Source organism: Paraburkholderia sp. CNPSo 3076 (assembly GCF_026343935.1).
GTDB lineage: Bacteria > Pseudomonadota > Gammaproteobacteria > Burkholderiales > Burkholderiaceae > Paraburkholderia > Paraburkholderia nodosa.
Genome location: NZ_JAPMAL010000007.1, coordinates 241,346 through 263,847 on the forward strand (window position 1 = coordinate 241,346; position 22,502 = coordinate 263,847).

At 61.7% G+C, this 22,502-nt stretch carries 18 protein-coding genes; 17 read left to right on the plus strand and 1 reads right to left on the minus strand.

The features are described from left to right. The first annotated feature begins 2 nt into the window (after nucleotides 1-2). The 4 genes from pyrR to M3A49_RS10700 all read left to right on the plus strand — a co-directional run bounded on the left by pyrR (nucleotide 3) and on the right by M3A49_RS10700 (nucleotide 3,778). Nucleotides 3-524, plus strand: coding sequence for a bifunctional pyr operon transcriptional regulator/uracil phosphoribosyltransferase PyrR (gene pyrR / locus M3A49_RS10685; protein WP_266228645.1), 522 nt, complete (start codon nucleotides 3-5; stop codon nucleotides 522-524). A gap of 81 nt (nucleotides 525-605) precedes the next feature. Beyond that, nucleotides 606-1,625 carry an aspartate carbamoyltransferase catalytic subunit gene (locus M3A49_RS10690; RefSeq protein ID WP_254356338.1) on the plus strand — a complete coding sequence of 340 codons (1,020 nt, stop codon included), beginning with the start codon at nucleotides 606-608 and terminating at the stop codon, nucleotides 1,623-1,625. Nucleotides 1,626-1,650: 25 nt separating this feature from the next. Continuing rightward, the gene (locus M3A49_RS10695) at nucleotides 1,651-2,949 is read left to right on the plus strand and encodes a dihydroorotase (protein WP_266228646.1); all 1,299 of its coding nucleotides are present in this window, start codon (nucleotides 1,651-1,653) and stop codon (nucleotides 2,947-2,949) included. A 55-nt stretch (nucleotides 2,950-3,004) separates the two neighbouring features. After that, nucleotides 3,005-3,778 (plus strand): lysophospholipid acyltransferase family protein, encoded by a 774-nt coding sequence (locus M3A49_RS10700; protein WP_266228647.1) that lies wholly within the window; start codon nucleotides 3,005-3,007, stop codon nucleotides 3,776-3,778. Between the two features lie 38 nt (nucleotides 3,779-3,816). Here M3A49_RS10700 and M3A49_RS10705 read toward each other — a convergent pair whose 3' ends face one another. Next, entirely contained in the window at nucleotides 3,817-4,668 is an 852-nt protein-coding gene (locus tag M3A49_RS10705; protein WP_266228648.1) for a symmetrical bis(5'-nucleosyl)-tetraphosphatase, read from the minus strand. A 373-nt stretch (nucleotides 4,669-5,041) separates the two neighbouring features. On the opposite strand from M3A49_RS10705, the gene rfbB reads away from it, so the two are divergent. The 13 genes from rfbB to M3A49_RS10770 all read left to right on the plus strand — a co-directional run bounded on the left by rfbB (nucleotide 5,042) and on the right by M3A49_RS10770 (nucleotide 22,499). Then, the gene (gene rfbB, locus M3A49_RS10710; protein WP_266228649.1) at nucleotides 5,042-6,103 is read left to right on the plus strand and encodes a dTDP-glucose 4,6-dehydratase; all 1,062 of its coding nucleotides are present in this window, start codon (nucleotides 5,042-5,044) and stop codon (nucleotides 6,101-6,103) included. A gap of 11 nt (nucleotides 6,104-6,114) precedes the next feature. After that, complete coding sequence (gene rfbA, locus M3A49_RS10715) at nucleotides 6,115-7,008, plus strand: glucose-1-phosphate thymidylyltransferase RfbA (protein ID WP_266228650.1); 894 nt, start codon at nucleotides 6,115-6,117, stop codon at nucleotides 7,006-7,008. After that, nucleotides 6,993-7,544, plus strand: a complete 552-nt coding sequence (gene rfbC, locus M3A49_RS10720) for a dTDP-4-dehydrorhamnose 3,5-epimerase (protein ID WP_266228651.1) — start codon at nucleotides 6,993-6,995, stop codon at nucleotides 7,542-7,544. The genes rfbA and rfbC overlap by 16 nt, the downstream gene beginning before the upstream one ends. After that, nucleotides 7,537-8,469, plus strand: a complete 933-nt coding sequence (gene rfbD / locus M3A49_RS10725; protein WP_266228652.1) for a dTDP-4-dehydrorhamnose reductase — start codon at nucleotides 7,537-7,539, stop codon at nucleotides 8,467-8,469. The genes rfbC and rfbD overlap by 8 nt, the downstream gene beginning before the upstream one ends. 326 nt (nucleotides 8,470-8,795) lie before the next feature. After that, nucleotides 8,796-10,211 (plus strand): mannose-1-phosphate guanylyltransferase/mannose-6-phosphate isomerase, encoded by a 1,416-nt coding sequence (locus M3A49_RS10730; protein ID WP_266228653.1) that lies wholly within the window; start codon nucleotides 8,796-8,798, stop codon nucleotides 10,209-10,211. A gap of 29 nt (nucleotides 10,212-10,240) precedes the next feature. Beyond that, the gene (locus M3A49_RS10735) at nucleotides 10,241-11,032 is read left to right on the plus strand and encodes an ABC transporter permease (protein ID WP_266228654.1); all 792 of its coding nucleotides are present in this window, start codon (nucleotides 10,241-10,243) and stop codon (nucleotides 11,030-11,032) included. A 4-nt stretch (nucleotides 11,033-11,036) separates the two neighbouring features. Further along, the gene (locus M3A49_RS10740) at nucleotides 11,037-11,849 is read left to right on the plus strand and encodes an ABC transporter ATP-binding protein (protein WP_266228655.1); all 813 of its coding nucleotides are present in this window, start codon (nucleotides 11,037-11,039) and stop codon (nucleotides 11,847-11,849) included. A gap of 89 nt (nucleotides 11,850-11,938) precedes the next feature. After that, the gene (locus M3A49_RS10745; RefSeq protein ID WP_266228656.1) at nucleotides 11,939-13,321 is read left to right on the plus strand and encodes a phenylacetate--CoA ligase family protein; all 1,383 of its coding nucleotides are present in this window, start codon (nucleotides 11,939-11,941) and stop codon (nucleotides 13,319-13,321) included. Then, nucleotides 13,318-14,895 carry a polysaccharide deacetylase family protein gene (locus tag M3A49_RS10750; protein ID WP_266228657.1) on the plus strand — a complete coding sequence of 526 codons (1,578 nt, stop codon included), beginning with the start codon at nucleotides 13,318-13,320 and terminating at the stop codon, nucleotides 14,893-14,895. Before M3A49_RS10745 ends, M3A49_RS10750 begins: the two co-directional genes overlap by 4 nt. Beyond that, complete coding sequence (gene wecB, locus M3A49_RS10755) at nucleotides 14,892-16,013, plus strand: non-hydrolyzing UDP-N-acetylglucosamine 2-epimerase (RefSeq protein ID WP_266228658.1); 1,122 nt, start codon at nucleotides 14,892-14,894, stop codon at nucleotides 16,011-16,013. Before M3A49_RS10750 ends, wecB begins: the two co-directional genes overlap by 4 nt. Beyond that, nucleotides 16,006-17,235 carry a glycosyltransferase gene (locus M3A49_RS10760; protein WP_266228659.1) on the plus strand — a complete coding sequence of 410 codons (1,230 nt, stop codon included), beginning with the start codon at nucleotides 16,006-16,008 and terminating at the stop codon, nucleotides 17,233-17,235. Before wecB ends, M3A49_RS10760 begins: the two co-directional genes overlap by 8 nt. A 235-nt stretch (nucleotides 17,236-17,470) precedes the next feature. After that, nucleotides 17,471-19,921: a glycosyltransferase family 4 protein gene (locus M3A49_RS10765; RefSeq protein WP_266228660.1), complete on the plus strand. Its 2,451-nt coding sequence runs from the start codon at nucleotides 17,471-17,473 to the stop codon at nucleotides 19,919-19,921. Beyond that, on the plus strand, nucleotides 19,905-22,499 hold the full coding sequence (locus M3A49_RS10770) for a glycosyltransferase family 4 protein (protein ID WP_266228661.1): 2,595 nt from the start codon (nucleotides 19,905-19,907) through the stop codon (nucleotides 22,497-22,499). The genes M3A49_RS10765 and M3A49_RS10770 overlap by 17 nt, the downstream gene beginning before the upstream one ends. The last annotated feature ends 3 nt before the right edge of the window (nucleotides 22,500-22,502 follow it).

Consider the following 22,502-nt stretch of genomic DNA (forward strand, 5'->3'; position numbering starts at 1 on the left):
CGATGATTACTCCCGACGCTGAAGCGCTGTATTGCGCCCTTCTCGACGAGATCCGCGCGGCGTACCCCGCCGATGCGTTCGGCGCGCCCGGCGGCGTGGCGATCGTCGGCATCCATAGCGGCGGTGCGTGGATCGCCGAGCGGCTCGCGCAGGACGTCGGGGCGCTCGAATGGGGCGTGCTCAACGTTGCGCTGCATCGTGACGACTACGCGAAAAAGGGCTTGCACAGCACGGCGAGCCCTACGGCGTTGCCCTTCGCGGTGGACGGCCGCCACATTCTGCTCGTCGACGACGTGCTGTACACGGGCCGCACTTTGCGCGCCGCGCTCAACGAGCTGTACGACTACGGTCGGCCGGCTTCCGTCGAACTCGCGGTGCTCGCCGAGCGCGGCGGGCGCGAGTTGCCGGTGTCCGCGCGTTTCACGGGCGGCGCGGTGAGCGTCGGTGCGCACGAAACGCTCGTACTTGCACACAACCCCGACGGCCGCTTCGCCTTTGAAGTTGAGCAGGGCAGCGGCGCCTGACGCGCGCATCGAACACATTCGGGGGCGGCGACGGCAGAAGCGCAGGCACGCACGCCGCCCATCACATCCAGGATTCAAGCGATGAACACACAGCCCACGCCCGCCGCGTCCCCAGCGGACGACACGCGTTTTCGCTATGGCTTCCTCAAGGGCAATCCGCAGCTCACGAAGAATGGCGAGCTTAAACACCTGTTGTCGATCGAGGGCCTGTCGCGCGCGATCCTCACGCATGTTCTCGATACCGCCACGCAGTTCGTGAGCGTGACCGACCGCGACGTGAAGAAGGTGCCGCTGTTGCGCGGCAAATCGGTGTTCAACCTGTTCTTCGAGAACTCCACGCGCACGCGCACCACGTTCGAGATCGCCGCCAAGCGTCTTTCCGCGGACGTGCTCAACCTGAACATCAACGCTTCATCGACGAGCAAGGGCGAGTCGCTGCTCGACACCATCGGCAATCTTTCGGCGATGCACGCCGATATGTTCGTCGTGCGCCATGCGTCGAGCGGCGCGCCGTACCTGATCGCCGAGCACTGCGCGCCGCACGTGCACGTGATCAACGCCGGCGACGGCCGCCACGCGCACCCGACGCAAGGCCTGCTCGACATGTACACGATCCGCCACTACAAGCGCGATTTCACGAACCTGCGCGTAGCGATCGTCGGCGACATCCTGCATTCGCGTGTGGCGCGCTCGGACATCCACGCGCTCACCACGCTCGGCGTGCCCGAGGTACGCGCCATCGGCCCGCGTACGCTGTTGCCGGGCGGTCTCGAGCAGATGGGCGTACGCGTGTTTCATAACCTCGACGAAGGCTTGAAGGGCGTCGACGTCATCATCATGCTGCGCCTGCAGAACGAGCGCATGAGCGGCGCGCTGCTGCCCTCCGCGCAGGAGTATTTCAAGAGCTGGGGCTTGACGCCTGAGCGCCTCGCGCTCGCCGCGCCCGACGCGATCGTCATGCATCCGGGGCCGATGAATCGCGGCGTGGAGATCGACTCGCAGGTTGCCGACGGTCCGCAGTCGGTGATCCTCGACCAGGTGAGCTTTGGCATTGCGGTGCGCATGGCGGTGATGGGCATTGTCGCCGGAAATAACGACTGAAGCGGCGAGAACGACAAGGCACCAGATGAACATCCATATTCAAGGTGGCACGCTGATCGATCCGGCGGCCGGGACCGAACAGCAGCAGGACGTGTACATCGAGGCGGGCAAGATCGCGGCGCTTGGCGCGGCGCCTGCGGGCTTCCAGGCGGACCGCACGCTCGATGCGCGCGGCCTCATGGTCGCGCCCGGTCTCGTCGACTTGAGCGCGCGCCTGCGCGAGCCGGGCTACGAGCACAAGGCGACGCTCGACTCGGAGATGAACGCGGCGCTCGCGGGCGGCGTGACGAGCCTCGTGTGCCCGCCCGATACCGACCCCGTGCTCGACGAGGCCGGCTTGGTCGAGATGCTTAAGCATCGTGCGGGCAAACTCGCGCGTGCGCATGTGCATCCGGTAGGCGCGCTCACCGTGGGCCTGAAAGGGCAGGTGATCACCGAGATGGTGTCGCTGACCGAGGCGGGCTGCATCGGCTTCACGCAGGCCGACACGCCGATCGCCGATACTCAGGTCCTGCTGCGCGCATTGCAGTACGCGAGCACCTATGGTTACGCCGTGTGGTTGCGGCCGCAGGATGCGTATCTCTCGAAGGGCGGCGTGGCCGCGAGCGGTGCGCTGGCTTCGCGCCTCGGCCTCTCCGGCGTGCCGGTGAGCGCGGAGACGATCGCGCTGCATACGCTCTTCGAACTGATGCGCGTGACGGGTGCGCGCGTGCACGCGCAGCATCTTTCGTCGGCGGCGGGCGTGGCGCTCATGCGCGCCGCGAAGGCCGAGGGCCTGCCCGTGACCTGCGACGTGACGGCCAACCATCTGCATCTGATCGACATGGACATCGGCTATTTCGACGCGCAGTTCCGGCTCGACCCGCCGCTACGCCAGCAACGCGATCGCGAGGCGATTCGCGCGGGCCTCGCCGACGGCACGATCGACGCGATCTGCTCGCAGCACACGCCCGTGGACGACGACGAAAAGCTGTTGCCGTTCGCCGAAGCGACGCCGGGCGCGACGGGCCTCGAGCTGTTCCTCTCGCTCACCGTGAAATGGGCGCAGGAAGCGCGCGTGCCGCTCGCGAAGGCGCTCGCCCATGTGACGTCGACGCCGGCTGCCGTGATGCAGCGTGACGCGGGACGGCTCGCCGTGGGCGCGAGCGCGGACCTCTGCGTGTTCGATCCCCATGCACACTGGCGCGTCGAGCCGCGCGCACTCAAGAGTCAGGGACACAACACGCCGTTCCTCGGCTACGAACTGCCCGCCGTGGTACGCGCAACGCTCGTGGCGGGCCGAGTGGGTTTCGAGCGCGGATTCGATCGAGTTGCAAGCGCATGACAGATTTATGTCATGGAGGTCTGCTAGGATTCCGCGATTCAGCCTATCGTCAAACATGAGCCTCTTCATCCGCAAGACCCGCCTGCTCGCGCATCTGCTGCGCGGCGCCTGCACCGTGGCACTGCGCTTTCCGCGCGCAAGCGCCGATCAGCGCCACGCCATGAACCGCGCCTGGTCCCTCAAGATGCTCGAGCTATGCGGCCTGAAGCTTGTCGTGCACAACGACGCGGCTCGGCTCGACGCGGGCGCGCTCGTCGTGAGCAACCACATTTCGTGGATCGACATCTACGTGATCAACGCGTGGCGTCCCACGCCGTTCGTCTCGAAGGCCGAGATCCGCAACTGGCCGCTGATCGGCTGGTTCGCGCAGAATCTCGACACGGTGTTCGTCGAGCGCGAGAAGCGTAGCGACGCGAAGCGCATCATGCATGAGCTGGCGGCGCGGCTCGAGCGCGGCGAGCTCATGTGCGTGTTTCCCGAAGGCACGACCTCGGATGGCCTCGCGCTCAAGCCGTTTCACTCGAACATGTTCCAGGCGGCGGTGTCGGCTGGGAGGCCCGTGCAGCCGCTGTGCATTTTGTATGAGGATGCGCAGGGGCGGCAGTCGGTGGCGCCGGCGTATATCGACGACGTGTCGCTCAAAGAGTCGCTCGACGCGATGCTCAAGTCCGGGCCGCTGACCGCTCACGTTTATATTGGCGAGGCGATCGAAGCCGGGGATGACCGGCGCAAGCTGGCGGCGCGTGCGCAGGAGGCGGTGGGGCAGGCGCTGGAGACGATGCGTGGTGAGGCGGCGGCGCTTGCGCATGGAGTGGCGCAGGCGACTTGACGCCAGAAGGCGTGCGCCTCGCGCGAATCCGGGAGCTTTTAGCCGTTCGTCGCGCGGCAACTCTCGCAGGGCACCTGCGTGAGGATGCGTTCGCCCGGATCGCCGACGAGATGGATTGCCGAGAGTTGCTCGCCCCAGACGCAGCCCGAGTCGAGCCCGACCAGGTTCTTGCGCAGGGTGAGGCCAAGCGCTGCCCAATGGCCGAACACCACGGTGGTGTCAGCCGTTTTGCGCCCCGGCACGTCGAACCACGGCATGAAGCCCGGCGGCGCGGAGTCGAGCCCGCCGCTGGTCGAGAAGTCCATCACGCCGTCGCTATCGCAAAAACGCACGCGCGTGAGCGCGCTGCAGGTCACGCGCAGCCGCTCGATACCCTTCAGGTCTTTGGACCAGCGGTTCGGCTGGTTGCCATAGAGGCCGGCGAGCGTTTCCCGCCAGTTGTCGCGGCGCAACGCTTTTTCGAGTTCGTGCGCAAGTTCCATCGTGAGATCGACGTCCCACTGAGGCAACACGCCTGCATGCACCATCAGCATGCCGTTCTCGTAGTGCGCGATCGGGCGATGACGCACCCAGTGCAGCAGATCTTCGGCGTCGGGCGCGTTCAGGATGTCGTCGATGGTGTCGTCTTTCTTCGCCTTGCGGATGCCAGCCGAAACCGACAGCAGATGCAGGTCGTGATTGCCCAGCACCGCCACGCCGCGCTCGCCGAGTTCGATCACCTCGCGCAACGTTTCGAGCGACGCGGGACCGCGATTGATCAGGTCGCCCGCGAACCAGAGCGGCGTGTCCGGGGAGGGGGCGGCTTTGGCGAGCAGTTCGCGAAATGGTGAGAGGCAACCTTGGAGGTCGCCGAAAGCGAGAGGGGATGGATGAGACGCTTGCTCTTTCATTCGGTTGATGGCTGGCGGTGTACGGCGTGGCGCGAGGCAATGACGGTATCACAAGATGAGTGCTGTCGCGTGACGCTGCGGAAACCGGGTAATGCATGGCGGATGAACGATTCGACCCCGGCATGGCACGAAAAATGCCAAACGAATTTGTCAAGCTGTTTCAAGATGTTAGGGGGGTGGCGTTCGTGCACGGTATCCTTATAATTCTCTATCGATAAAATTAGAACCAGAATCTGCGGGGGTAGTAAGGCTGAATCAGCTGGATCGGGCGCTTCTCCCGCACGAAAGCTATTTCTACAGTTAGCTTTCAAGTCGTCTGGTGCAAAGATTGACGCCAGAACTGCTTCCGCACTCGCGCAATAAAAGGAGTTCCATGATTCTGGTTACGGGCGGTGCCGGCTTTATCGGCGCCAACTTTGTGCTTGACTGGCTGAGTCAATCGGACGAAGCCGTATTGAATGTCGACAAGCTCACGTACGCGGGCAATCTCGGGACGCTGAAATCGTTGCGGGACGATGCGAAGCACGTATTTGCGCGCGTGGATATTTGCGACCGCGCAGCGCTCGACGCGCTCTTCGCCCAGCACAAGCCGCGCGCCGTGTTGCACTTCGCGGCCGAAAGCCACGTCGATCGCTCGATTCATGGTCCGGCCGATTTTGTTCAGACCAATGTCGTCGGCACCTTCACGCTGCTCGAAGCAGCGCGTCAGTACTGGAGCGACCTGCCCGCCGCCGAAAAGGCCGCGTTTCGTTTCCTGCACGTCTCCACGGACGAAGTGTTTGGCTCGCTTTCGGCAACCGACCCGCAATTCTCCGAAACCACCCCGTACGCGCCCAACAGCCCGTACTCGGCAACCAAGGCGGGTTCGGACCACCTCGTGCGCGCCTACCATCACACGTATGGCTTGCCCACGCTGACGACGAATTGTTCCAACAATTACGGCCCGTACCAGTTCCCCGAAAAACTGATTCCGCTGATGATTGCCAGCGCGCTCGCTGGCAAGCCGCTCCCGGTGTACGGCGACGGCCAGAACGTGCGCGACTGGCTCTACGTGAGCGACCATTGCAGCGCGATTCGCGAAGTGCTCGCCCGCGGCAAGGTTGGCGAGACCTATAACATCGGCGGCTGGAACGAGAAGAAGAATCTCGAAGTCGTGCACACCCTGTGCGACCTGCTCGACGAGCTGCGCCCGAAGGCGGCCGGCTCGTATCGCGACCAGATTGCCTATGTGACGGATCGTCCGGGCCACGATCGCCGTTACGCGATCGACGCGGGCAAGCTCGAGCGCGAACTCGGCTGGAAGCCCGCCGAGACGTTCGAAACCGGGCTTGCGAAGACAGTGCGCTGGTATCTCGACAATCAGGGTTGGGTCGACGAAGTGGTGTCGGGCGACTACCGCAAGTGGGTCGAGACGAATTATGCGAAGCGCGGGTGAGGAACAAGGCGATGGCACGTAAAGGCATCATTCTCGCGGGTGGCTCCGGAACGCGGCTGTATCCGATCACGCACGTCGTGTCGAAACAGCTGCTGCCGGTGTACGACAAACCGATGATCTACTACCCGCTGTCGACGATGATGATGGCGGGCATTCGCGACGTGTTGATCATCTCGACGCCGCAGGACACGCCGCGCTTCGAGGCGATGCTCGGTGACGGCAGCCAGTGGGGGATGAATATCCAGTACGCCGTGCAGCCGTCGCCCGACGGACTTGCGCAGGCATTCATCATCGGCAAGGAATTCATCGGCAGCGATCCGTCGGCGCTGATCCTTGGCGACAACATTTTCTACGGACACGATCTCGCAAAGCAGCTCGAGCATGCTAATGCGCAAGAGACTGGAGCGACGGTGTTCGCCTATCACGTGCACGATCCTGAGCGTTATGGCGTGGTCGAATTCGATCAGTCGTTCCGTGCGGTATCGATCGAAGAGAAGCCTGCGAAGCCGCGTTCGAACTATGCGGTCACGGGGCTGTACTTTTACGACAACCGCGTGTGCGATATCGCGTCCGACATCAAGCCTTCGGCGCGCGGCGAGCTGGAAATCACCGATGTGAATTCGCGCTATCTTGCGGACGGCGCGCTCAGTGTCGAGATCATGGGGCGTGGGTATGCCTGGCTCGATACCGGTACGCACGATTCGCTGATCGAGGCGGCGACCTTCATTGCGACGCTGCAGAAGCGCCAGGGTCTCGTGGTCGCGTGTCCCGAGGAGATCGCGTATCGCAAGCAGTGGATCGATGCGGAGCAGGTGTTGAAGCTTGCAAAGCCGCTGGCGAAGAACAGCTACGGGCAGTACCTCCAGAACATTCTCACTCATCAAGTTGCATGGCTATCCAGGTAACGGCGACGGCGCTGCCCGAAGTCAAGATCATTGAGCCCAAGGTGTTTGGTGACGCGCGCGGGTTCTTCTACGAGAGCTTCAACGCGCGCGAGTTCGCCGAGCACGTGGAGAAGGGCGTCGAATTCTTGCAGGACAACCACTCGCGTTCGTCGCGGGGGGTGCTGCGCGGGCTGCATTATCAGATCGAACATGCGCAGGGGAAGCTCGTGCGCGTGGTCGAAGGTGAAGTGTTCGACGTAGTGGTCGACATCCGCCAAAGCTCGCCGCGTTTTGGCAAGTGGATAGGCGTGAATCTGTCGGTCGACAATCATCGGCAGCTGTGGGTGCCGCCTGGGTTTGCGCACGGCTTTCTCGTGTTGTCGGAGTCCGCGCAGTTCCTGTACAAGACGACCGACTACTGGTATCCGGAGCACGAGCGCAGCATCATCTGGAACGATACGGAAATCGGCGTCGAATGGCCGATCGAGGGCGAGCCGGTGCTGGCGGCGAAGGACGCGGCCGGGACGACGCTCGCGAGGGCGAAGACCTATGAATGAGCAACGTAGAGGCGATGCGAGTCGCGCGACGCCTGATCGCCCCGTGATCCTCGTGACAGGTGCGAATGGGCAGGTCGGCTACGAGGCAGTGCGCGCGTTGCAGGGGCTGGGCACCATCGTGGCGCTCGATCGAAACCGGCTCGACCTGACGCGGCTCGACGACGTGCGCCATTTCGTCCGCGAGACGAAGCCGGCCCTGATCGTGAACGCGGCTGCCTATACCGCGGTCGATCGGGCCGAGAGCGACGCCGCGACGGCGCACCTCGTGAATGCGCAGGTGCCGTACGTGCTCGCTGAAGAGGCTAACGACCTCGGTTCGCTGCTGATTCACTACTCGACCGACTATGTTTTCGATGGGTCGAAGCCCGACGCGTACGTCGAGACTGACGAGCCGAATCCACTCAACGTCTATGGGCGCACGAAGCTCGAAGGCGAGCGTGCGATCGCGCATGTGGGAGGCAAGTACCTCATCTTCCGCACGAGTTGGGTGTACGGCGCGAGGGGGCGCAACTTCATGCTGACGATGCTGAAGTTTGCCCGCGAGGGGCGCAAAGAGATCACAGTGGTCGACGATCAGATCGGCGCGCCGACATGGAGCCGGACGATTGCGGCATGCGCGACGCATATTGCGGCGAGGTATTGCGCAAATGATGCCGATGCCAGCTGGTGGACGAGCCGTGCCGGTGTCTATCACCTCACGGCCGCAGGCGCGACGTCGTGGTATGGGTTCGCGCGGGCCATCTTCCAGGCGGTCAATGATGATGCGTCGTGCGTCCAGCCGATTAAGGCGGAGAGCTTTGCGGCTGCGGCCCGTCGTCCATCGAACTCCAGGCTGTGTTGTGACAAGCTGGCGAACGTTTTTGGCTTGCACGTGCCGGCGTGGGAGGGGGCGTTGGCGCAATGTCTCGAAGAGGCCGTGTGCTAGGCCTTTATGTGTTTGTGAATTGTTCTTTTCTTCAGCCAAATAGGTAGAGGTGGTTATTGGCGGGGCCATATTGCGAGGCCGCAAGTCAAGGCGAGAGTGCGGCAATCAGTAAAATCAGTAGGGCGTTTGTTGGTATTGCAATTTGTAGCAATTCGGAACAGTTTTGTTGCCGAAGTGCGAATAAAATGCCACCATACCGCTCTTACCCAGACGCTACCGACAGATAGGCGGCCATGGGCATGGCAGGGCGTGACTCGACGACTGCCGCGGTGTCCGAATGTCTAGTTGCGCCGTCTATAAATAGTACAGCGTCGAGAGAGGAATTTGTGAGTTTGATACCCATTATCCTGTGTGGCGGCGCGGGGTCCCGGCTGTGGCCGGTATCGCGAGAATCGCACCCGAAACCGTTTATTCGTCTGGCCGATGGCCAGAGCCTTCTGCAGAAGGCGTTCCTGCGTGCTGCCGCGCTCGACGGTGTCAAGCAAGTCCTGACCGTGACCAATCGCGAACTGTTCTTCAAGACCGAAGACGAGTTCCGCGAAGTGAACGAGCGTGGCGTTGCGACGTCGTTCATCTGTGAGCCGTTTGGGCGCAATACGGCTGCGGCAGTCGCCGCGGCGGCGCTGCATGTCGCGAACACGAGCGGCCCCGAAGCGGTGATGCTCGTGCTCGCTGCCGACCATCTGATCGCCGACTACGACGCGTTTGCCGATGCCGTCGGCAAAGCCGAGGCGCTGGCACGTCAAGGCAAGATCGTCACGTTCGGCATTCGTCCGGACTCGCCGCAAACGGGCTATGGCTATATCGAGGCCGAAGGCAACTCGGTGTTGCGCTTCGTTGAGAAACCGTCGCTCGAGAAGGCGCGTGAATATCTCGCGTCGAAGCGTTTCCTCTGGAATTCGGGAATTTTCTGCTTTACCGCGGCTTCTATCCTGCGTGAGTTCGAGCAGCATTGCCCCGACATTCTGGCCAGTACCGATGCCTGTCTGCGGGAGTCGCGCACATCGGAAGGCGACGGTTGGTCGCAGGTGCAGCTCGCGCCGAACAGCTTCGGCATGGTCCCAGAGAATTCGATCGACTACGCCGTCATGGAAAAGTGCACGCAGGCCGCGGTCGTGCCGTGTGCCATCGGTTGGAGCGACATCGGCTCCTGGACCGCGCTGAGCGAGTTGTGCCGCCCTGACAGCCACGGCAATCGCGTGGAAGGTGAGGCGTTGCTGCACGACGTCGACAATTGCTATTTCGTGAGTCGCGATCGTTTGATCGGCGCAGTTGGCGTCGAGAACCTGATCGTCATTGACACACCGGACGCGCTGCTTGTCGCCAATCGCGACCGCGCGCAGGACGTCAAGCATATCTACTCCGAGCTGAAGGCTCGCGGCCACGATGCGCACAAGATGCATCGCACCGTACATCGGCCGTGGGGCACCTACACCGTGCTCGAGGAAGGTCCGCGCTTCAAGATCAAGCGCATCGAAGTGAAGCCGGGTGCAAGCCTGAGTCTGCAGATGCATCATCATCGCAGCGAACACTGGATCGTGGTGAGCGGCATGGCGAAGGTCGTCAACGGCGAGCGCGAGCTGTTCGTCTCTACCAACGAATCGACCTACATTCCGGCGGGGCACAAGCATCGGCTCGAAAACCCGGGTGTGGTCGGCCTTGTGATGATCGAGGTGCAGAGCGGTGAGTACCTCGGCGAGGACGACATCGTGCGTTTCGAGGACGTGTACGGGCGAGCGTAATGGGTGAAGTAGTCATCGATCGAGGTAAAATGAACCTCGCTAGCCATGATGGGAGCGACGACCTCGTCGCCGGCCTGAGCGCCGTGCGCGTATGGGGCACGCTCGGCTGGCACGACATTCGTCAGCGCTATCGCCGTTCCGTGCTCGGGCCGTTCTGGTTCACGCTCAGCACGGCGATCATGGTTGTCGTGTTGGGGGCGCTCTATTCAGAGCTGCTCCATCAGGATATTCACGAGTATCTGCCTTACCTCGCGATCGGCCTCGTCGTGTGGGGCTTCATCTCGTCGGTCGCGAACGAGGCTTGTAGCGCGTTCATCGGCGCGGGGTATCTGATCAAACAGATCCGCATACCATTGACGGTGCACATCTGTCGTATCGTCTGGCGCAATTTCGTGATCTTGCTGCATAGCCTGCCGGTCGTCGTCGCGCTGATCGTATTCCTCGGGCGCAGTCCGAGCATCGAGTTTCTGCTCGTGCCGCTCGCGCTGTTCGTGCTCTTCATGCAAGGCGTGTGGCTGAGTGTGGTGCTCGGTGTGCTGTGCACGCGCTTTCGCGACATTCAACCGATCGTCGCCAATCTCATCCAGGTTGCGTTCTTCTTCACGCCCGTGATGTGGTCGCCCGAGGTGCTGAAGTCACGCGCGTGGGTGGCGCAGTACAATCCGCTGTATCACCTGATCGAACTCGTGCGCGCGCCCTTGATGGGGCGCCCGCTGCAGTGGGAGTCGTGGGCCTGGTCCGTCGGTATGCTCGTGGCCGGGTTCGCGTTCGCGCACCTCCTCATGCGCCGGACCCGCAACCGCGTTCCGTATTGGCTCTAACATTATGACGACTTCTTCTATCGTTGCAGAGGGAATCGTCGTCGAATTCCCGATTTACGAGAATTCCCACCGATCGCTCAAGAAAGCGGTCCTCAATCTGACCACCGGCGGCCGCATAGGTCATGACGCCGGCCGGCACACGGTCGTGCGCGCCATTGACGAACTGAGCTTCAATTTTTCGCATGGCGAGCGCATTGGTCTCGTGGGCCATAACGGATCGGGCAAGACCACGCTGCTGCGCACGCTCACCGGCGTGTACGAACCCGTGCGAGGCAAATTGAAGGTGCATGGCCGCATCGCCTCGCTGCTCGACGTTTCGATGGGTCTCGACCCGGATGCAACCGGGTTTGAAAACATCTATTTGCGCGGCATTCTCGATGGCCTCAAGCCGGCCCGGATCCGCGGCAAGATTGACGAGATCGCCGATTTCAGCGAACTCGGCGACTATCTCAATCTGCCGGTGCGGACGTACTCCAGCGGGATGATGCTGCGCCTTGCGTTTTCGATGTCCACGAGCATCGAGGCAGATATCCTGATCATGGACGAGTGGCTGAGCGTCGGCGACGCCGATTTCAAGGCCAAGGCCGCGCAGCGTCTCGAAGCGCTGGTCGGCGACGCGTCCATCGTGGTGATTGCGAGCCATGAGCCTGCGCTCGTGCAACGGGTGTGCACGCGCAAGATCTGTCTCGAGCACGGCAAGATCGTTGCGGACGAGCCAGTCGTCGCCGAACCGTCGGCCGCCGCCAGTTCGGGCAGTGCAGAGTCCGGCGATACCAATCTTTCCGCGGACGCAACCGCCTCCCGCTCGGCTGCCTGATCGGTGCGGCGCGTTGCGCTGTGGCGATACATGAGGGCGGCCGCCTGTCCCCAGCTTGTGTTTAAGGGTTAGATAAAGGCATGTATTCCATGCGCGCTGATCATCCTCTGGTTTGCTATGGCCGGTCGCTGTTCCTTCACCAGCCTTTCCGCCTGCTGAAGGGCATGGCCGGCGCCTACGTCGCCTATCCGATCGCGGAGAGCCGCGAACAGCGCAGCGTGCGGCCGAAGGTGGACGAGTTGCGGCGCTACTACCTGCAGCCCTTCGCCCAGCGCCGCAAGATTTCGCTCGAGCGTCTGGTGTCCATCCTGCAATTCGCCGGCGAAAGCGTGCCGTACTATCGCGACCTCTTTCGCGAGCGTCAGTTCGACCCGCAGAAGGCGGGGCAGGATCCACGCTACCTCGAGGAACTGCCGTATCTGACCAAGGACATCATCCGGGAGCAGGGCGCGCGGCTCTTTTCGCGTCCGCTCGAAGATGTGCGCCACCACGCCTGCAAGACAGGCGGTTCGACCGGGCTGTCGTGCACGATCTTCTACGACCAGGTCGCGGCCGATTATTCGTCGGCGGTCACGTTCTATGCGCGCCGTCGCATCGGCAAGCACGGCTACCGGTCGGAGCTTCACTTCGCTTGCCGCTTTCCGGGCGAGGTGGTTCCGCCGTGGCCGTCGCGCGAAGACTTCAAGTGCTTCGCTATGAATCGCAGCAACATCTTCTTCGACCGCATCGACGATACGGGGCTTGAAGAGATGTGGCAGACGCTCAAGCGTCGCAAGCCGTACCTCGCGCACGGCCACCCGTCCACGATGTTCGCGCTCGCATGCTACATCGAGCGCAAGTATGGGAGCGACAAGGCGTTTTCGGTCTTCGAATCGAGCGGTGAACTGCTCGAGCCGCATCAGCGCGAAATCATCGAGCGCGCATTGCGTTGCCGCGTAATCGACCGTTACGGCCTCGCCGAACTCGGGGTCATGGCCTACGAACTCGACGGCCACGAGAACGGCTTTCAGATCATGGATTCGGAAGGCTGGCCGGAAAGCCGCGTGCAGCAGGAGAGTGTGGATGGCACGCATGAACTCGTGCTCACGGGCTACCGCAACCGGCTGATGCCGCTCATCCGCTACGCTACGGGTGACATGGCGCGCGTCGAGGAGCGCGAGAACGGTTTCTTCCTCACCGATGTGGTGGGCCGCATTCACGACGTCGTGCCGATTAACGGCGTCGCGCACCCCACGCATCACATCCAGGACATGCTCGACCATCGCGTCGGCGGCATCCAGGAATTTCAGATCGACCTGCGTACCTCGCCGCCGACGCTTCGCATCGTGCTCGAGCCTTGGGCCAACGAGGAAGACACGACGAAGAAGCTGCGAGGCTATTGGCAGGACGCCTTCACGATCGCCTATGTCGGCCATGACGCGTTCGTGCGCGTCGGTCGGCGCGCGAAGTTCCGGCACGTGGTGACCGCATGATCGGCGTGCTCTTTTCTGAACCGTCCAGCAGCGCTGGCCGGCTGGTGCTGGCGGCACTGCAGCGCTCGGTTAGCGCCCTGCAGGCGCGTCCGCTCGCTCGCGCCGCGCTCTTCGCTGCTGGCGCGCCCGCGATCGTCGTTGCCGTCGACGTGCCCGACGCGTGGGGCGAAGCGCTCGTTGAATGGATCGATGCACGCGCCGGCAAGCTCGTCGTTTTCGGGCGGCTGCCACAGGCGCTGGCGCGCCGTCTCGGCTGCACACAAGCGGTTTGGCCGGAAGGGCTCGCCCAGGCTGCGCGCAGCGCGTCCGCGCGCTCTGGCCGCGACGCGCAAAGTGCCGCATGCGTGTGCTATGGCGACTCGGCGGCGTTGCTCGGGGGGCGCGCATGGGAGCGGCCCTTCGAGCGTTTCGATTTCACGGACGAGTGGAACAACCTGGGCTACGGCGCGATTCGCGCGGATGGGTCCATATGGGCATTGAGTCAGCCCGTGGATGTGCCACCGGCTGCGCGTCTTGCCTCGGTCGAGATCGACGGCGCCTCCTGCCTGGCTTACGCTGCATTGTGGGAGCGGGCGCGGTCGAGCGTGCTCTGGTACAACCGCGCGGTGGGGCCTTGCGACTCATTCGAATGGCGCCTCGTTGAGAATTTCCTTTCCGCTCATCGCGCGCAAGCGCTGCCGTGTCAGCCGGTATTGAGCGAGGTCCCCTGGGGATATGACGCTGCGATCACGTCTCGTCTCGACTGCGACGAAGACATCGAGTCGGCGCGCGAGCTATGGCAGGTCTATCAGCGGCTCGGCGTGCCGTTTTCTCTGGCGATCCACACGTCCAATTTACGCGACGACACGCACTACGCGATTCTGCGCGAGTTCGCCGCATCCGCCGGCACGGCGCTGCTGTCGCATACCGCAACGCACGCGCCGAACTGGGGTGGCAGCTACGAGGCAGCGCTGGCGGAAGGCGCAGAGTCGATGCGCCTGATCGAAGAGGTGACTGGGCAGCGCGTACGCTATGCGGTGTCGCCGTTCCACCAAAGCCCGGATTACGCGCTTCGCGCGTTGTGCGACGTCGGCTATGCGGGTTGCGTGGGCGGCATCATCCGTAACGACCCCGAGTTCCTGATCGCGCGCGGCGGCGCGCTCGCGGGCTTGCCGGACGGTTTCGTCGGTCACAGTCAGCAGACGATGCTGCACGGCGACTGCATGCTCGAATCGGGCGACGCACTCGCCGTGTTCAAAGAGGCATTCGATCTCGCGTGCGAGTCGCGCACGCTGTTCGGCTACCTCGATCATCCGTTCTCGCCGCGTTACCAATATGGCTGGCCGGATGAGGCCGTGCGTAGCGACGCCCACGAACAATTGATCGCCTATATTCGCGCGCGAGCCGCCAGGCCCATATTTCTCGACGAAAACGCCGCGCTCGATTTTCTCGCGGCAAAAGCCTCCCTTCAGGTCGTCGAGGACGGCGCCGCGTTCCGCTTCGTCGCGTCCCGCGGCGGCGCGAACACGTTGCCGTTCGGCGTGGAATACCGCGGCGAATGCATGCTGGTGACAAACGAGGGTTTGCCGCGATGAAAGTGCTGGTCGTACTCGGCACGCGGCCGGAAGTCATCAAGCTCGCGCCCGTGATCGAGGCGCTGCGTCCTGTCGCTGACACGGTGGTGTGCGCGACGGGGCAGCACCGCGAAATGCTCGCGCAGGCGCTGGATTCGTTCGGCATCCTTCCTGATGTTACGCTCGATACGATGAGCCCCGGGCGTTCGCTGAACGTGCTTGCCTCGCGGTTGCTCGCCGAGATGGACGGCGTGCTCGAGCGCGAGCAGCCCGACTGGGTCGTCGTGCAAGGCGATACGACGACGGCATACTGCGCCGGACTGGCCGCGTTTCATCGCGGCGTCGCGGTGGCGCACGTCGAAGCGGGCCTGCGCACGGCGGATCTCGCAAACCCGTTTCCGGAAGAAGCGAATCGCCGGCTGCTCGGCCAGATCGTTTCGCGGCATTTCGCGCCGACGCAACGCGCTCGTGAGAATCTGCTGCGCGAGGGCATCGACGATGCGCAGATCGTCATCACGGGCAATACCGTCGTCGATGCCATTCTGCTGGCGCGTCGCGCCTGGGAGCAGGTGCCCGCGTCGCTGGCCCGTGCCGGATGGCATGGCGGCGAGCCTCCACATATTCTGGTGACCTGCCACCGCCGCGAGAATTTCGGTGAAACGCTGATCAGCATCTGCAAGATGCTGCGTGATCTGTGCGCGCGTTACGCGGGCCATCGCTGGGTGTTCCCCGTGCACCTGAATCCGGCGGTGCGCGAGCCCGTCATGCGCGAACTGGGCGCCGTGCCAAATCTCGTTCTCATGGATCCGGTGGACTACGAGGCAAGCCTCTACCTCATTAGCAGGAGCTTGCTTGTGCTCAGCGATTCCGGCGGGATTCAGGAGGAGGCGCCTACCTTCGGCGTGCCCGTCGTCGTGATGCGCAGCCATACTGAGCGGCGCGAAGGCGTCGATGCCGGTTTCGCCACGCTGGCGGGGCAGACGCCCGAATGTATCGAGGCTGCTGCGAGCGCGTGGCTCGACGATCCGGCTCGCCGCGAGGCGTTGCGCAATCGTGCCAACCCGTATGGTGACGGCCGTGCGGCGCAGCGCATCGTGGCCAGCCTCGCGGGCCAGCGTGCAGAGGTGCTCAGTGACTGACGCGACGCGCACGGACGGCTCATCGCGCGACTGCATCCTTTTCTCTACGGCCGACTGGGACGAGCCTTACTGGACCAACAAGCAGCACACGGCTTGCGCGCTCGCGCGGCGCGGATGGCGCGTGCTCTATGTGGAAAGTCCTGGCCTGCGCGCGCCACGGATCGCGAGCGGTAAGGACTGGAAGCGCATCGCGCGGCGCCTGTGGAGCGGCCTGCGTTCGAATTTTCTGACGCCGCCGCGGCGCGATGCGAACGTGTGGGTGCTGTCGCCACTGATGATCCCTGCTGGACATCATTGGCCGGCAGTCCGGCGCCTGAATCAGTGGCTGCTCAGACACGGCATCGTCCGGTTCGCGCGCCAGCACCGGTTCAGCGATCCGGTGATCTGGACGTATCACCCGTTCATGCTCGACGCCATTGGCGCGCTGCCGCACGGACCGGTGGTGTATCACTGTGTGGACGATCTCGCGGCGATTCCCGGCGTGGATGTCGGCGGGTTCAACGCGGCGCAGCAGCAGTTGCTGACGACCTGCGACGCTGTCTTCACGACGGCGCAGGCGCTGCGTGAAAAGTGCGAGCTCTACAACTCGAACACGCACTTCTTTGCGAACGTTGTCGACACGGCACATTTCGGGCGGGCACTCGACGCGGCGGCGCTCGTGCCGCCGGAGGTGGGTGCCATTGCGGGGCCGCGCGTCGTGTATCACGGCGTGCTGTCCGACTTCAAGGTGGACTTCGCGTTGATCTTCGAGGCGGCCAGGCAGCGTCCGGACTGGAGCTGGTTCTTCATCGGCGAAGAGCGCGAGGGCCAGCGCAGCGAGTGGGTCGCGCGGTTAAAGGCGCTGCCGAACGTGCACTTCCTCGGGTATCGGCGCTACGAAGAGTTGCCGGACTACCTGCGGGGGATGCAAGTCGGCCTGTTGCCGACATTGTTGAACGACTATACGCGCTCGATGTTTCCGATGAAATTCTTCGAGTACCTGGCGGCGGGATTGCCGGTCGTCTCGACGCCGCTGGACTTCACGAGCGGCCAGTTCGACGGGCTCGAAGTCGGCGCGACGCCAGAAGCGTTCGTCGCGTCTATCGAGCGGCAACTGCGCCGCGGGCGCCTGAGCCAAAGCGAGGCGCTAGCTTGCGTGGGCGATAATACGTGGGACGCCCGGGTTGACCGGATGCTGGAGCGGGTCAGTCGCGGCGCGGCTAGTTCGACCTGTGCACTGTGAACGGCAACTGAGGTCGTGGAGCGGGGCGCCTTTCGGTGAACGTGTGCTGCCGAAGATATGTGAGGCCACCAAAGTTGAAACGCGTCGGTACTGGCAAAGAGTTGGTTACCGTTGTTTTGTCTTTGCCGTCTGAAGGCGTGTCAGGCATCACAGGCCGGGAGCAAGCGGCCAATGCTGACCGTATAGAATCAACAGTAGTCCTTGAACGGGCATCGCTAGCGCGCCCCAATTTCGCATGAAAGTACTATTTAATACTTATCCGATGGCATTTCACACCCCGGGCGGCGGGGAAGTGCAGCTTATGCAGTATTACCGGCATTTGCCTGAGCACGGTGTAGACGTCAAACTGCTCGATATGTGGAACCCGCAGTTCAAGGAACACGATTTCATGCACTTTTTCTCTTGCATGAGCGGATCCTTGCACTTCTGTTCGTTCATGAAGCGCATCGGGATGCCATTGGTAGTGTCCCCGAATCTGTGGATTACCGAGGAAACCAAGGGCAACTATCCATACGACGAAATCCGGCTAATTTTCGTTCTGGCTGATCGAGTCGTTTGCAATTCGAACGCAGAGTGCGATCTTCTTGCATCGGTTTTCAACATCGAGCGCGAAAAATTCGCGACGGTTTACAACGGCATCGACAATCATTTCCTGGTACGACTCAGCCCGGATGTTTTCCGCTCGAGATTCAACATCGATGAGCCGTTCGTATTGAACGTTGCAAATATCGAACCGAGAAAAAATCAGCTGAACCTGATTCGTGCCCTGAAGCAACATCCCGAATTGAAACTGGTCCTCATCGGCCATGTGCGCGATACGGATTATGCGAGCCAGTGCTTTGCCGAAGGTGGCGATCAACTGAAATATCTGGGTCCGCTTCCACACGATTCTGATGAGCTACGTTCGGCCTATGCCGCGTGCTCGGTCTTCGCGTTGCCGAGCGCACTCGAAACGCCGGGCCTTGCAGCGCTGGAAGCTTTTGCTTGTGGCGCGTCCGTCGTCGTAACGGAGGAGGGTTGCACGCGTGAATATTTTGGCGAAGGAGCGCTCTACGTAGCTCATGATGATGTCGATGGCATCAGTCAAGCCATCGCTCAGAGCGTCTCACGTAGCAGCGCACGGGCCTTTCTGTCCAGTATCGTTGCGGGAGCCAATTTTACCTGGCATACCTGTGTTGGCGAGCTACTCCGTGTATACCGCGAACTACAAGGTGATTCGGCTGAAACGAATGTCAAAGGCGGATTCAGGACGATAGAGCGCGACAATGGCGGCTCCTTGTTTGCGTGGACCCGTGAATTCGCACAGTTCGACTGCGAGGCCGGCATTATCCGAGGGCTGTGGCGTTCGGAGGCAGGGGCGACGGTCGATATCAGCATTGGCGATGAGGTGGCAGACCAGCAGGTGGAAATTTCGGAGAACTGGGCGCCATTTCAGATTGTTGTGCCAAAGGCGGAAGGGACTGATCTGAATCGCGTGACCATCAGCAATATTAGGCAGCCGGACGGCAGTCTGGTACAGGAGCGGGGTGTGGCACTCCGCGACCTGTCATTCGATGAGGCACGTGGCGCAAATTTCGATCAGGCAGTAGTGCTGTCCAATTTGCTACGGAAAAGCAGCGGTTTCTTTTGGATCGAGTCGGATCCTTCCCGGTATTTTGCGTGGACCGGTACGCAATGCCACTTTCGAATGAAGCGCGGGCAACTGGTGTTCGGATGGCGTTCAGAGTTCGGTGCAACCGTGGATATTGACCTCAACGGAGTACCTTGGAAGGCGGGGGTGCCGGTCGGCACGGACTGGAGTGAGTTCATGCTGGACGTAGGGGCGAGCGCGGCAGGCGATGATGTAGCAATTTCGCTGCGGGTTTCGCTTCCAGAAGAGGCGAAATCGACTAGTGGGCGATTGCTTGGTGTGGCTATAGGCGCGTGTAGATTCAATGCGTACAAGCCTCTTGAACAGGATGATGACCCGTTGTTTGCATGGACCAGCGGAATCGCACAGTTCGATTGTCAGGCCGGGATTATCCAGGGGGTGTGGCGCTCCGAGGCGGGGGCGACGGCCGATATCAGCATTGATGAAGCAGTGGCCTACCGGCAGGTGGAAATTTCGGAGGACTGGACGCCATTTCAGATTGTCGTGCCGAAGACAGAAGGGGCCGAACTCAAGCGCGTGATGATCAGCAATATTCGGCGGCAGGACGGCAGTGTGGCGGAGGAGCGGATTCTGGCGATGCGCACCGTGTCATTTGCCGAGGCTCGTCCCACATATTTCGACCAGGCAATAGTGCTGTCTAATCTGCAACGCTCAAGCCACGGTTTCTTTTCGATCGAGTCCGATCCTTACCGGTATTTTGCATGGACTGGTACTCAATGCCACTTTCGAATGAAGCCCGGGCAACTGGTATTCGGATGGCATTCAGTGTGTGGTGCAACGGTGGATATTGATGTCAACAAAAAAACCTGGAAGACTGGGGTGCCGGTTGGCACGGACTGGAGTGAGTTCATGCTGGATGCCGAGGCAAGCGCGGCGGGCGATGACGTAGAAATTTCGCTACGGGTTTCGCTACCAGAAGAGGCGAAACCGATTGGCGGGCGACTGCTCGGTGTGGCCATCGGAGCGTGCAGATTCAACGCGCACCAGACAGGGGCGGATTATCAGGAGAAACGCGAAGATGCGCATAGCAATTGACCTCCAGTCGGCTCAGTGCGAAAGCAGATTTAGAGGTATCGGCCGCTATTCGTTGTCGCTTGCGTGCGCAATGGTGCGCGAGGCGGCAAGCCGCGGTCACGAACTGTACATCGTGTTGAATGGAAAGTTCCCCGAGACAATCCCAGTCTTGCGGAACGCTTTCACGGGCCTGATCGGACAGGACCGCATTCTGGTCTTCACATGCCCGCCAAACACCTCCGGCATGACCGACGGTGGTGGGTGGCGCTCGCGTGCAGCTCAATTGGTACGGGAGGAATTTTTCGGGAACTTGCAGCCCGATGTCATTCATCTGTCCAGTCTGTTTGAAGGGTGGGGCGACGAAGCTAATACCGGCATTGGATCCGGTCTCCGAAATCTGCCGACAGCAGTGACGCTCTACGACCTGATTCCGCACGTAATGAGCGACATTTACCTGGCCGATCCAGGTTACCGCGAGTTCTACATGAGCAAGCTCGCGGCGCTCAAGCGCTCGGATTTCATGCTCGCGATTTCCGACTACTCGCGGCGAGAAGCTATTGCGGAGCTGGATATTCCCGAGGAACACGTTGTCAGTATTTCGGCTGCAATCAGTAGTGATTTCGCACCGGTTACGCTGGATGCGGAGTCAGCAAATCAGCTACTGGCGAAATACGACATTACCTCGCCGTTTGTGCTTTACGTTCCCGGTGGATTCGATCCGCGCAAGAATTTTGATCGTCTGATCGACGCTTATGCGGCATTGCCGGCGCAATTGCGCGCCAATCTGCAACTGGTGATCGGCAGTAAGTTGCCGGATGGCATGCGTCAGGTGCTTACCGATAAAGCGGCGTCGGCAGGGTTGACGGAGCGAGAGCTTCGGCTGACCGACTATCTGTCGGAGGACGATTTGGTAGCGCTGTACGGACTATGCCGACTGTCGGTTTTTCCTTCTTTGTATGAGGGCTTTGGCTTGCCCGCACTGGAGGCGATGGCGTGCGGTGCTCCGGTCATTGCATCACAAACGAGCAGCCTCCCTGAAGTGATTGGCCGCGAGGATGCACTGTTTGATCCACTTTCCGTTCCCGACATGACCCGGGAACTGATGCGCGCGCTGACTGACAAGCAGTTTCTGGCTGGGTTGCGCAAGCACTGTCTCGAGTTCGCCAAGAATTTTAGTTGGGAGCGTTCCGCGGTACTTGCCCTTGATGGTCTGGAAGCAGCATTCGGTGGAAAGACCAAGGCGCGTTCTACTTGCGACGCGGTCATTGAGGGCGATCGCTACGAGACAATTCAAACCCACTTGCAGCAGAACAGCCCGGCAACGCCACAAGCCAGCGACAAGGCGTTCGTGCGCAGCAGTCTGGATGCAAACAATAAAGTTGTCAGGCGCGTGAACGGCGAACGTCAATTGTTTGTCGATATTTCCGAACTGGTGATGCGCGATGCGAAGTCCGGAATTCAACGCGTGGTTCGCAGCATTCTGTTGCAGTTGCTCAAGCACCCACCGAGGGGATACCGGGTTGAACCGGTTTATACGCCGGATGGTCTGGGCCTGCAGTACGCAAACAAGTTTATAGCGCGCTATCTCGGAGAGCCTGACGAGCACGTGCAAGATGTGCCTGTCACGTTTGGCGCGGGCGACGTATTCGTTGGACTCGATCTGACCGCACACCTGTTCCCGGCGATCAACGAGACGCTGTGGCACATGCGCATGACCGGCGTGCAAATTCACTACGTCGTGTACGATCTGACGCCACTGATGGACACTCGCTGGCATTCAGTTGGGATGACGACGGCTTTCACGCACTGGATAGATGGGCTATCCAACGCAGCAGACAGTCTCTTGTGTATTTCCGAAGCCGTTGCCTTGGATGTCAGTCGTTGGTACGCCGAGCAGCGGCAAGGTCTCGGCCGCGTTCCGGCAATCCGCCATTTTCACCTGGGTGCCGATATCGGCAGTAGTGCGCCAACTTGGGGCGTTCCTGTTGACGCGACTGCGGTGCTCGCGGCGCTCCGCTCGCGGCCGAGTTTTCTGATGGTCGGAACGATCGAGCCACGCAAGGGTTACGCCCAAGTGCTCGACGCGTTCGATGCCTTGTGGGCAAAGAACGCCGACGTCCACCTTGTTATTGTTGGCAAGGCCGGCTGGCACATGGAGACAATCATCGAGCGGATTCTCCAGCACCCGAAACTCGGTCGAGACTTGTTCTGGCTCGAAGGCATTAGTGACGAGTATCTGGAGCAAGTTTACGGTGCGAGTTCGGCTCTGATCGCCGCTTCGGAGTACGAGGGTTTCGGGCTCCCGCTGATCGAGGCGGCGCAACACCATCTGCCTATCATCGCGCGTGACATCCCGGTGTTCCGCGAGGTTGCGGGCCAGCACGCATACTGGTTCAACGGCTTGGACGGCTCAAAGCTGGTAGAGGCACTCGAGGCCTGGCTGGACCTGTTGCGCGAAGGCAGCGTTCCCGAATCAGGTGGCATGCCTTGGCTAACATGGTCACAGAGCACGGCGCAACTGTTAGAGCAGATTGGTTTGCGTGCAGATTCGCCGGAAGCATCGAACAGCGCATGTCCTGACAGCATTCCTTCTCGTTAAAAT